Below are 7,278 nucleotides of genomic sequence, written 5' to 3'. Positions count from 1 at the left end.
ACTTTCATCAAATGAAAGCTGTTATCATTAAGGCTATCACCATAATTGTACTCATTGATGATCTGACTAACAGGTAAAAACTGAGTGGGTCCACTTTTTTTATAGGTCGTTTCTTTTAAGAGTAAGCCTCGCTTGAACTCGTTACTAGTTGAGGGAAGGAATAGGGGTCTTCCGAAATTTCCAAACAGAGAAAAATCAAAAGACGGATCATTGAACTCATCATCAAAGGCAGTAAACTCATACTCCTTGTAGCCATTTTCCTTCCCTGAAAACAGCTCCCGAACTTTACTATAACCGATATGCGGCCCCTGGGATAACCCATTTATTGATAGGTCGTGCGTAGTTATCGATAAAGACATGACATGAAGACACTCTGTACAGCCATTACTGGTCCCATTCGAATAAGGTTGATAAGACACACTGGCAAACTTCGGTTTCGACAATAGCTTCCCAGTCGAAATTATTACAGGTTGTTCCCCGGATGTCACATCGGTATATTCAAAACTCTTTTCATTTGCCATAGCACCGTTTGAAGAAAAACTAGAGATCTTCTTTATCCGAAGCCCACCGCATAGCCGTGAATTTTCTACGGTAGAAGAAGGGGGCGTATAATACTGACAATTGAAAACGGCTTTTGCGCTTGACGCAGGTATCGCTTGTCCACAATCACCACCTGGTTTTCCACAGGTCAGGTCCGTGACAAAGCGATAAAGTCCGGGTTCTAATAGCTGGTTATAAATGTCAATGTGAAGGTGGACAACGCCCAGGGAGGACGCCTGACTAAAATCCTTGGCGGCCTCGTCCCAGTTGTTAAATGCATCCTTGACAATTATATCCTGTACTGAGCCGTCGTTCAATACACGTTGAATTTTGAATTTCGGTAACCATGAATCCCGCTCCCAAGCGCCCTTCCTGTAGTTTCGAAAGTCTATAGAAAAACTCATGACCTCGGGATTGAATAAATAAACTTCCTTAACACGCGGGTTATAGGGTGAAGGAAATTGTGTTTGATCCAATGCTTCAAGCGTCACCGTAGGATATGTCAAAGTTCCTGGTTCGTTTAGAGACATTAAATATTGAGCATAGCCAGTTTTATAGTATTTGTTGGCTTCAAAGTCAAACAACGTATAACCCCCGGTAGGATAGGTTATCTTCTCCAGGCTGCCGGCTTTCATATAGTCCTCTACGGGAGCCCTGTTTGCATTTGGCAAAGCTCCCAGCGCCGATCTGAGGTAGAACTTGTCAAGCTCACTCTCGTAAGGCAACATGTGAGTGTTGGACGCATTATTAAAATATCCCCAGTAATCCTGGCTATCCGAATAACGATCCGGAAGTCCTGGGGTGTATGAAAACTGGTGAGGTGGCAAAACTGACCCGTCTTTTCCTGTTTCCGTCACCTTGTCGAGAAACAGTCGCTTTGGATCATTAATATAGGAAAGTTGAAAGGATTTGATCTTTTGCGCAGCTGCATTATATATTTCGATCCGATCAAGCACAACTCCCGAAATATCAGTACGGTTTGCACCTGGAATGAACTTAACTTCTCCATTTCGCCAATAAATCCGACTGATTTGTGCCTTGCCAGTATACGACATATTGTAATCACCCATCTTAATACCCGACACTACATTTGAATTATATCCAAATCCGGCTTCCGTTAATGAACCCGGAGAGTATTGACTTAATGGTACTCTATACGACTGCTCAGCCTTTTTAACATAAAACTCAAATTTGTTGACATATTCAAAATGGATAGTGTCGGCTTTATCAGCAGAGATCATTTTATTGAGGTACCATGCGGTTACTGGTCCGGCATGATATGGAGTCGGAGCATACAGAGGCGGGGGGTAAATAGTCGTGATAGCCGTTTCCAGCGTCTCATTCTGGCCGAGTATATAGGTAACGCCCGACTCATCTACGACCTCCCAGTATTGCTGGCTCCTGGGCTGTGTGGTAATAGCATGTACGTTAATCTTCAGATTCTTCCGCGGAATAAAATGAAAGCTCCCATTCTCATCCATATATGCTTTCCCGGACTGGCCGGCAAAATTAAAAAAGTAAATATCAGGCTCAGCATCGTACTGCCCAATACCAAGTTCACCAACGACTTTAGTAAAATAATCATAGTGACTTTGGTTATTAACAACATCAAACGAAGCCGGCATATTTGCCCCCTTTAAATTCGGATACCACAATGTATTTTCATCCATTGATCCGAAAACGGTTCTGCTGATTGCGCCACCTGCGTTCAACGACCAGCCAGCACCGGTCCATGAGGGTATGTCTTCAACCTTTATACCGGACGCGTGATAACTGAGGTTCACAGGCAGTGATAACTTACCCACCTTAATATCGTAAATCGGAATAGATATAGAAGGCGTTCCGGTCGCATAACTTACCGGCCAATCTCCATACCTGCCCAGTGCAGAAGCTGTAGGCGAAGCAGGGATAATTCTTGAAAACTCCTGTGAATTTAGATTGTCAACCTTTGTGAGTTGAGCGGACAATCCAATAGCTAGAAACAGACTGAAACAAGTCAACAAAAGCCTCATAGGAACAAATGTTTTTGACATATTAACAACCAAATGTTTTAATAACTGCATTTTCAAAAATTATATCCGACCCTGAAAAGAACTGGCTGTGCCTTAGGAACCTGGTTTTGCCACAACGCATCATACAGCAAAGAAGCAGTGGCCTTGTACTTTCCAACCGACTGCTTCATCTGCATTCCCAAAAGCGCGCTTTGCTGCCATTGACTGATACTCTTTACCACTGACAGGTTATCAAACCGGCTACGATAATTCCACTCGCCGCCGCCGGTAGCCCATATCTTGCCTTTTATTTTCCAGTCAAAAAATGTTCTCAATCCCATGCCCTCATGAGTAACGCGGATTTTTCGGATACTCTCACCCCACCCTACTTTATAGGAAGCGCCGATTCCAATGATCGATTTGGGATTCAGTTTATACCCCACGCTCAGACCCAGATCTGAAGTCGTTGGAAAATAATTATTGGCCCGGGTGCTTTGCATATTTGTACCAAGCTCGAGCCGTTTTAAAAAAGACTTGCTTTTTTCAGTATTAGGCTTGAAACCGGGCATATCTACCGGTTCACCTCTGTTTAAAGAGGAGGTCAACTTGCTTTTAAGAGAAGAAAGCTCAGATTGACCTTCTTTAAATCCATTGGCCATTGCCTGCTGGGTGTTTGCACTTCCACCGAGACGGTTATTGAGTTCAGCCAAAACATTCTGCCGGGTTTGCAAACCTGCGAGCATTGCTGACGGATCCATATCTTCTGTCTGTCCCGGTAAGCGGAACATGCTTCCCAATTGAGAGAACTTGTCAAAGTATTTCCTGAAAGCCGGCACTTTGCTCAATACCTCAAGCGCCTTCTTTTCCAACATCTGGGGATTTTCCAGTGCCGCACGATATTCCTGTAGCTGTTGTTGGTAATAAAAAACCTGCTTCTGGTATTGCTTCAACTGCTTAGAGACACCGGAATTTGCCAGTTTGTCCATCAATAGCTGCTTACGCTCCTGTACGAGTTTCTTCAGCTGTTCCGTCTGGTTCAATTGGCCCTGGAGTCCGCCGTACTGCTGCATTAACTTGTCATATTGCGCAGTTGAAATACCGTTAAGCCCTGGTTGCTCCTTGAGGAACTTAAGAGCGGTATTCATGGAATCCAGTTTGCCGCTGTATTGAGCAGGAAGAGATGAAATATTAATGGAATCTGCGCTTAACACATTCTTCCAGGAATTGACTAAAGAATCGCTACCCAAGCCAAGTTGGTTGGCCATGAGGCTGTCTTTGCTGTCAAGTTTACGACGTAATTTCTTCTCCTGGCGGAGTAAGCGTTGAAGGTATTTTTCGGTTTGCCGGTCAAGTTTACCTGCAAGTTTGGATTGCTGTGTAGCCAGTGACCGGGAGAGCTTATCTGGGAACGAAAGAACCTGATCCATACGGCTCGGCGGTGTATCCTGGGCGCTTACCGGCGAGGTTGAGCAGATTAAGGTGAGAACCAGTAAAATTAATAGCAGTCGGCTAGGCATCTAGGTTAGGAAAGGTTGGAATAAAGGTGTAACACCTGAAGGCATCCCGCAACTTTTTCTTGTCGAACCGTAGAAATTCGCCCATGAACCGTAGGAAAATGACCATGAACCGTTTTTTTGAGGCTGTTTACTGCAAACGGTGAGGGGTACGTTAACTTTAAAAAACCAACTAGACGGAAACAACAGTTTACTGCAAGGAGAACATTTCGCATATGCCAGATCACAATTCCACAGAGACTACTTGCAAATTCCATTAGGGTTTAATATATTAACCCGTTTGATCCCGCACCCTTCAAGCCTTAAACCAACTATAAGCAGATGAAACTATTAATCTTATCATCATTATGCATGCTATTCTCAGTATCAGTTTGTTTTTCGCAGGACACTATAACTAAAAGGTCGGGAGAGGATATGAGAGTTAAGGTTCTGGAAGTAAACCAGAGTGATATCAAATATAAAAAATACGACAACCTTGAGGGCCCGACATTTTCCTTACTTAAATCCGAAATTGTGATGATCCGATATTCAAATGGGACAAGGGATATGTTTATAGACGAACCCAAAAACGTTGAATTAAAACCATATGACAAATACTCCAGGGAAGATTTGTATCACCTGGGGCAATCCGATGCTTCAAAACATTATAAGGGTTACAAAGGCGCAGGTGGCGGAACGCTTATAACTGGTTTAGTTTCGCCCTTGTTAGGATTGATACCTGCCATCACCTGCTCAACAACAACACCTAAGGACAGCAACCTTAATTACCCTTCAGCTGAGTTAATGAATAAACCCGATTACTTTAATGGCTACACAAAAAAGGCCAAAAGCATCAAAAGCGGCAAAGTGTGGAAGAACTGGGGAATAGCCTTTGGCGTTAACCTGGTTGCGGTTTTAGTTTTGACAGCTTCAGGCCAATAGCGAAGGTTGGCCTGCACCACTTAACAGTCGCTTTTCCGGTATGGCCTCTTTCCCGATGCAGTTGCAAGGAAATTGACACTCGTGGAAATCTCACGGTCACCATCACCGGCAACCAGTTTCAGGCAGTGCTCGCTTTCCCATGGTGGCAAGGCTGCCCAGAGCTCAGTGCCTTCACCAATGGCTTGTCCATTGAGCTCCCACCGCAGGGATCTTCCAGGAATGGCTTGGCCATTTGGATCTGATGCCATTCCCCAGCAATGCAGCGCAGTATCAGATTTAACCACGCAACCCTGTGTGGGCCACATGATGGCAACGGATCCGCTGGCACGAGGAATGTCCACGGTCGTTTGAGCGGTGACGGTATGGAAGCCATCTGATACAGACACCTGTAATACCAGGTTACCAGGTGGCAGGTTACTGACTGGAGCCTGCAAACGGTCTTCCGAAAGGTTCAACGCCAGCATGTGCCATTCGGCGCCATTGTCTGTTGAATAGCGAACGAATCGTTCGATAGTATTTTGATTGGTAATGGTTACCCAGGACAGGAACAACTCCTCACCGTGTACCTCGACGTTGAAATCCCTGATCTCCGGCCTTCCGGCAGGAGCCCGGCGCGACCATATTTCTTCCTGGCTCCGGGTGATCCGGATAGCAGCAATATCATCCCTGTCGGGGAGTATGGCTTGTATGATGCCGATCGTATCGGCAGCTGCCTTGCCATGCCCCCCGCAACCACAGCCGCAGGGCTGCGTCTCGAGATTATACAGTTGCTGCCTGTCTACCACCTCATTATTTGCATTGAGCAGTTCCACCAGGGTGTCTTTTACGGCCCTGCCCTGTGACCATAACCGTGTTTTCAGCCGCATCACACTTTGCACGTCGATCCGGTCGAACTGGGTGAATCCACTAATAACGATAACGGATACCTGCGGAAGGTCCATCTTTTCAAACAATCTTCTCCCCAGCCAGGGCGGTGTTGGGTCAGGCACACGAAGGGGATCGATATATTGTTCCTCTACCCAGGGAGGCAGCTCATCAGTGCTGCTGCTTACGATCTGCGGATCCAGGATGGGATTTTCGATCAATGCCTTATAATGGTACAGGGAAATCCAGCGTGTGGGACAGTAAGACATGAAATCTCTTGCTGAAGCCGGATCATAGACCCAGTTATCAGAAGTGTCGATACCATACTCTCCGATGCTGGCCATTTTGCTGCTCTCACTATCATAGGGTTCATAGGCGGGGTAGTTTGTATCGAATTTTTTATCATCAGCAGGGAGGCAGCCAGGCGCATGAGAAAAGTTGAACACATGACCAATTTCATGTGCCATACTCATGCCGCGATTGATAAACCCGGCGCCAACAGCCCCTCCGCCCCCGCAGCCTCCTGTATTGCCGACCGGGATATTGTTTGGTAGTAACGCATAATAGGTTCGGTCGGTTTTGTTGCCGTCGATGGCTTTGGCAATGGAAAGCCAGAAAAGCAGGTCGTCCCAACTTTTGGGACAGTTACCGTCTTTCATATTACCTGTTAGCGGGTTACTCCATGTGAAGGTGCCTGCCAGAGTAATATCAGGCTGGGTGCATACCGGGAACATCTGCGCCGCTGTTGCACTGGTGGTTTGAAAATCTGCAAGAGTTGGGGCGCTGAGCTTTACCTGGTTGCCGGCATTATCGGGTCCCCAATATTGAACGGGGATCCCGCGAACACGCAGTGTTTGTTTGAGAAAAGCACTAATCTCAATAGTCTTTTCAGCGATGAGTGGATCTGAACCGCCGGAGGTAATTTTTACTTTCAGTCGCATACGGCCGCGCATGTTAGCAGCAGGAATAATAAAATTGAGCGTATTCCATAGCGATCGCCTTCGCGTTGCATAATCCGGGGAGGTATCCGCATTTATCGATCCGGGAAATTGCTGTGTCAGCTTTTCCGCGTCAACCCACACCCCATAACGGCGCCGTTGAACAGTAACCTCGGCGGTAACGTTATTCACAGGTGTTATACGACTGCTTACGTATACCCTAACCATAGCAGGTTTGTCGACAACCAGGGTAATAGAATTGTCTGGCCCTCTATCTGCAGCGGAGGTAAGGTGTTCGTCGGCGTGGAAGTATTGTATGGATTGCGTCACCTCCACTCCATCAATTTGTATTCCCAGCAATCTAACTGGGTCCTTAAACCTATCAATAAATTCGCGGAACATGGCGCTGCTGTCGGGATCTTCGAGTATGTCTTTCACAAGCCCGTCAAAAAGATTTTTGAACTTCATAAACAGTTGTTTTAAATATTTACCCGTATCACAAAATAACAT

General features: G+C 45.9%; 4 protein-coding genes. 1 reads left to right on the top strand and 3 read right to left on the bottom strand.

Annotated elements, in window-relative coordinates; all coding sequences use genetic code 11:
• Both OI18_RS21935 and OI18_RS21930 read right to left on the bottom strand, forming a co-directional pair.
• The coding region (locus OI18_RS21935) for a hypothetical protein (protein ID WP_039144052.1) at window positions 1-2,603 on the bottom strand (2,603 nt) is incomplete at its 3' end.
• Between the two features lie 2 nt (window positions 2,604-2,605).
• Window positions 2,606-3,958, bottom strand: coding sequence for a hypothetical protein (locus tag OI18_RS21930; protein ID WP_152616929.1), 1,353 nt, complete (start codon window positions 3,956-3,958; stop codon window positions 2,606-2,608).
• A 408-nt stretch (window positions 3,959-4,366) separates the two neighbouring features.
• Between OI18_RS21930 and OI18_RS24065 the strand changes: the two genes are divergently transcribed.
• Window positions 4,367-4,966, top strand: a complete 600-nt coding sequence (locus OI18_RS24065) for a hypothetical protein (RefSeq protein WP_152616928.1) — start codon at window positions 4,367-4,369, stop codon at window positions 4,964-4,966.
• Between the two features lie 20 nt (window positions 4,967-4,986).
• Here the strand turns inward: OI18_RS24065 and OI18_RS21920 are convergent, their stop codons facing one another.
• On the bottom strand, window positions 4,987-7,236 hold the full coding sequence (locus tag OI18_RS21920; protein ID WP_152616927.1) for a hypothetical protein: 2,250 nt from the start codon (window positions 7,234-7,236) through the stop codon (window positions 4,987-4,989).
• Between the last annotated feature and the right edge of the window lie 42 nt (window positions 7,237-7,278).

The organism is Flavihumibacter solisilvae, from assembly GCF_000814475.1.
In the GTDB taxonomy this organism is placed as follows: domain Bacteria; phylum Bacteroidota; class Bacteroidia; order Chitinophagales; family Chitinophagaceae; genus Flavihumibacter; species Flavihumibacter solisilvae.
The sequence above is the reverse complement of the archived record's forward strand: the minus strand, read 5'-3'. Positions and strand labels throughout refer to the sequence as shown.